At 53.2% G+C, this 3,580-nt stretch carries 1 protein-coding gene; it reads left to right on the forward strand.

From position 1 onward, the window contains the following. Positions 1-87: 87 nt before the first annotated feature. A complete protein-coding gene (locus MFF06_RS22890) occupies positions 88-3,426 on the forward strand; it encodes a hypothetical protein (protein ID WP_238208438.1) in 3,339 nt (1,112 codons plus the stop codon). The last annotated feature ends 154 nt before the right edge of the window (positions 3,427-3,580 follow it).

Raw genomic sequence — 3,580 nt, forward strand, 5'->3', positions numbered from 1 at the left:
TATAAGAGACAGGTACTCTATCCCATCTTCGAGGTCAAGCTTGACGGTAAGGTCACGGGATACGCCTGCCTAGTCGGGGATAAAGTGATGAAGCCGGCACACGTCAAAGGTGTGATCGACAACCCCGACCTAGCGAAGCTTACCTACAAGAAATCGAGCAAGTATGACCTAGAGTGCGCCCAGATACCGGTGCACATGAAGTCAGATGCTTCAAAATACACCCATGAAAAACCAGAAGGGCACTACAATTGGCATCACGGTGCAGTGCAGTACAGCGGTGGCAGGTTCACAATCCCGACAGGCGCAGGTAAACCAGGAGACAGCGGCCGGCCGATCTTCGACAACAAAGGACGTGTGGTGGCCATTGTCCTGGGAGGGGCCAACGAAGGAGCCAGGACTGCCCTATCTGTCGTGACCTGGACCAAAGACATGGTCACACGGTACACCCCAGAAGGAACAGAAGAATGGTCCGCCGCCTTGATGATGTGCGTCTTAGCCAACGTTACATTCCCATGCTCAGAGCCCGCATGTGCACCCTGTTGCTATGAAAAACAACCAGAACAGACACTGAGGATGTTGGAGGACAACGTGGACCGCCCGGGCTACTACGACCTGCTCGAGGCCACGATGACGTGTAACAACAGTGCACGCCACCGTCGCAGTGTGACGGACCACTTCAATGTCTACAAGGCCACGAAACCGTACCTAGCGTATTGCGCGGACTGCGGAGACGGGCAGTTCTGTTACAGCCCGGTGGCTATAGAAAAAATTAGGGATGAGGCTTCCGATGGCATGATAAAGATCCAGGTCGCAGCGCAAATTGGCATCAACAAAGGAGGAACACACGAACACAGCAAAATCAGGTACATCGCCGGGCATGACATGAAAGAGGCAAACCGGGATTCTTTACAAGTGCATACTTCCGGTGTGTGCGCTATTCGAGGCACGATGGGCCACTTCATCGTGGCCTACTGCCCTCCAGGGGGCGAACTAAAGGTCCAGTTCCAAGATGCAGAATCGCACACACAGGCCTGCAAAGTGCAGTACAAACACGCTCCGGCCCCAGTAGGCAGAGAAAAATTCACCGTCAGGCCCCACTTCGGTATCGAAGTGCCATGCACAACGTACCAGCTGACTACCGCACCGACGGAGGAAGAGATACACATGCATACCCCACCGGATATCCCAGACATAACGTTGCTGTCGCAGCGGTCAGGTAACGTAAAGATCACAGCAGGAGGAAAAACCATCAGATACAACTGCACGTGTGGTAGTGGCAACGTGGGCACCACCAGTAGCGACAAGACTATCAATTCGTGCAAAATAGCACAGTGCCACGCTGCGGTGACTAACCACGATAAGTGGCAGTACACCTCCTCGTTTGTCCCTAGAGCCGACCAGTTGTCTCGCAAAGGTAAAGTGCACGTACCCTTCCCTCTGACCAACTCCACATGCAGGGTGCCCCTTGCACGTGCACCAGGTGTCACATACGGAAAGAGAGAACTGACAGTGAAACTGCATCCAGATCATCCCACGCTGTTGACGTACCGGAGTCTAGGAGCAGATCCGCGTCCGTATGAGGAGTGGATAGACCGATACGTCGAACGGACCATACCGGTGACCGAAGATGGGATAGAGTACAGATGGGGAAACAACCCACCCGTGCGCTTGTGGGCCCAGCTGACAACTGAAGGCAAACCCCATGGGTGGCCGCACGAGATCATACTCTATTACTATGGGCTATACCCAGCAGCCACCATCGTCGCTGTCTCAGCCGCGTGTCTCGCAGTCGTACTATCGCTGCTGGCGTCATGTTACATGTTCGCCACTGCACGCCGCAAGTGCCTGACCCCATACGCCCTGACCCCCGGAGCCGTCGTCCCGGTAACACTAGGAGTACTATGCTGCGCACCACGAGCGCATGCCGCGTCGTTTGCGGAATCTATGGCGTATCTATGGGATGAGAATCAAACCCTGTTTTGGCTGGAGCTTGCAACGCCGCTCGCTGCCATAATCATACTTGTATGCTGCCTGAAGAACCTGCTTTGCTGCTGCAAACCGCTATCTTTTTTAGTGTTGGTGAGCCTGGGAACTCCCGTCGTAAAATCTTACGAACACACCGCAACGATCCCGAATGTGGTGGGATTCCCGTATAAGGCTCACATTGAGAGGAACGGCTTCTCCCCGATGACCCTACAGCTTGAGGTACTTGGAACCAGCTTGGAACCCACACTAAACTTAGAGTACATAACCTGTGAATACAAGACAGTCGTGCCGTCACCTTATATCAAGTGCTGCGGGACATCAGAATGCAGATCCATGGAGCGCCCCGACTATCAATGCCAGGTCTACACAGGAGTGTACCCATTTATGTGGGGCGGCGCATACTGCTTCTGCGACACTGAGAACACCCAGCTGAGTGAAGCATACGTTGACAGATCGGACGTATGCAAGCACGACCATGCCGCGGCCTACAAGGCGCATACTGCGGCAATGAAAGCCACCATCCGAATAAGCTACGGGAACCTCAATCAGACAACAACGGCGTTCGTCAACGGGGAGCACACAGTGACCGTCGGAGGCAGCAGGTTTACTTTTGGTCCAATCTCCACTGCCTGGACGCCTTTCGACAACAAGATTGTCGTCTATAAGAACGACGTCTACAACCTGGACTTCCCACCCTACGGGTCAGGACAACCAGGAAGGTTTGGAGACATCCAGAGCAGGACGGTAGAGAGCAAGGACCTGTATGCCAACACCGCCCTCAAGTTGTCAAGACCTTCGTCCGGTACTGTTCACGTGCCTTACACACAGACCCCTTCTGGCTTTAAGTACTGGATAAAAGAGAGAGGCACGTCGCTGAATGACAAGGCTCCCTTTGGATGCGTAATCAAGACCAACCCAGTTAGAGCAGAAAATTGCGCCGTTGGCAACATCCCAGTCTCCATGGACATCCCGGACTCCGCGTTTACGCGCGTGATTGATGCACCTGCCGTCACAAACCTGGAGTGCCAAGTGGCGGTCTGCACGCACTCATCGGACTTCGGCGGGATTGCGACTCTGACTTTCAAAACCGACAAACCCGGAAAATGTGCTGTCCATTCTCATTCGAACGTAGCCACCATACAGGAGGCAGCTGTGGACATCAAAACAGATGGCAAGATAACCCTGCATTTCTCTACAGCATCAGCATCCCCGGCATTCAAGGTATCTGTGTGCAGTGCCAAAACGACATGCATGGCAGCGTGTGAGCCGCCGAAGGATCACATCGTCCCTTATGGGGCGAGCCATAACAACCAAGTTTTTCCTGACATGTCTGGCACGGCAATGACATGGGTGCAGCGGGTAGCTGGCGGATTCGGCGGGCTAACACTCGCCGCTGTGGCAGTACTTATACTGGTGACGTGTGTGACTATGCGCCGCTAACCGGGAGGCTTGACATAATGTATATATATAAGCATCATAGTTTTAATAAAGCATATAAATAATCAAGTAGATCAAAGGGCTACCTAACCCCTGAATAGTAACAAAACGCAAAATACAAAAACATTAGTTCAAAGGGCCAGTAACCCCTGAATAG

This window comes from Methylobacterium aerolatum (assembly GCF_022179085.1).
Taxonomy (GTDB): domain Bacteria; phylum Pseudomonadota; class Alphaproteobacteria; order Rhizobiales; family Beijerinckiaceae; genus Methylobacterium; species Methylobacterium aerolatum.